Origin of the sequence: Limnospira sp. PMC 289.06, from assembly GCF_032350395.1 — a bacterium.
Classification (GTDB): domain Bacteria; phylum Cyanobacteriota; class Cyanobacteriia; order Cyanobacteriales; family Microcoleaceae; genus Limnospira; species Limnospira platensis.
Genome location: NZ_JARPLC010000316.1, coordinates 1 through 1,347 on the forward strand (window position 1 = coordinate 1; position 1,347 = coordinate 1,347).

Below are 1,347 nucleotides of genomic sequence, written 5' to 3' on the forward strand. Positions count from 1 at the left end.
ATTCATCCCCTCCCTGCAAGCGAGGAAGGGGAATTCCGCCACATTTTGTTAAAAACAAAATCAATACAATCGATACACACAGATATATCAAGATGCTGATTTGAAAATTCAACGCTTCTTTAGCTTGATCTTCAACAAATGGCATCTCATCCTTTTTGAGTAGCCAAATCACCAAAGGTCCAACGATATTAGCAACAGGTATGACATAACCCACAAAAGAGCTGAGGTGTGCGATCATGCCCCAAGTTCTGCTTTCTTGATCTATTTGGTTCCGTCGATTAGTCATGTTGCCTCCATCGCTGAGTATCATGCCACTGTTGATCTATGTTAATATCATTTTCAGCAGATAGCACCTGAGCGCCTCCCCCAGAACCATCAACTATGATAAGTTAAGTACAGAAAAAGCCTACTAATTAGGGTATCAACTAGCTAATTATACAAATGCGAACCGAAACAATCGTACTGCTATCGAGCCGAGAAATTGAAAAGATGCGCCAAGCCGGAAAGTTAGCCGCGCAATTACTGAACTACCTAGAACCCATGGTCAAACCAGGAGTCAGTACCCTAGAACTCAACGATGAAGCCGAACGCTGGACTCAAGCTCATGGTGCCCGTAGCGCTCCCCTAGGTTATAATGGGTTCCCTAAGTCTATTTGTACCAGTGTTAACGAAGTTATCTGTCACGGTATCCCCAGCGCCAAGCAGATTCTTCAAGATGGAGATATCATCAATATTGATGTCACCCCTATAGTTGATGGCTACCACGGCGACACCTCAAAAACCTTTTTTGTCGGTAATCCTTCCCCCACAGCTAAAAAATTGGTTGAAGTCACCGAGGAATGTCTGCGGCGGGCTATTGAGACGGTGAAACCAGGTAGCCGCATAGGGGATATTGGGGCTGCTATTCAAGAATACGCGGAAAGTTATGGGTTTTCTGTAGTGCGGGATTTTGTCGGTCACGGGGTTAATACCGTCTTCCATACAGCACCGCAAATTCCCCATTATGGGACCCGTGGAAAGGGTAAAAAACTGCGCTCAGGAATGGTTTTTACGATTGAACCGATGATTAATGAGGGAACCTGGGAAGCAGAGGTACTCGATGATGGTTGGACAGCGATTACCACAGATGGTAAGCTGTCTGCTCAATTTGAACACACGATCGCTGTAACCGACCAGGGAGTGGATATTTTAACTCTGCCATAGCGCTCTTAGTGAAACCAGCGAGGTAGGGACAATTGATGAATTGCCCCTACTCTCGGAATTGCTAAGATTAATCCCAGGCTAGGATATGGTATTAGGGGTCGAGATAGACCTCACGGTCTACCCCTCCCATTCAGCAGCAGAACT

The 1,347-nt window shown here is 45.7% G+C and carries 2 protein-coding genes; one reads left to right on the plus strand and one right to left on the minus strand.

Features of this window, described 5'->3' with window-relative positions:
- Positions 1-286 (minus strand): DUF4870 domain-containing protein (locus P5674_RS24790; protein ID WP_006615956.1); only part of this gene is annotated, 286 nt, incomplete at its 3' end.
- A 155-nt stretch (positions 287-441) separates the two neighbouring features.
- On the opposite strand from P5674_RS24790, the gene map reads away from it, so the two are divergent.
- Positions 442-1,203, plus strand: a complete 762-nt coding sequence (map, locus tag P5674_RS24795; RefSeq protein ID WP_006615957.1) for a type I methionyl aminopeptidase — start codon at positions 442-444, stop codon at positions 1,201-1,203.
- Positions 1,204-1,347: the final 144 nt, after the last annotated feature.

Bases quoted from the DNA above. Each gene is read 5' to 3' on its own strand.
- map (WP_006615957.1), top strand. From the start codon at position 442: ATGCGAACCGAAACAATCGTACTGCTATCGAGCCGAGAAATTGAAAAG.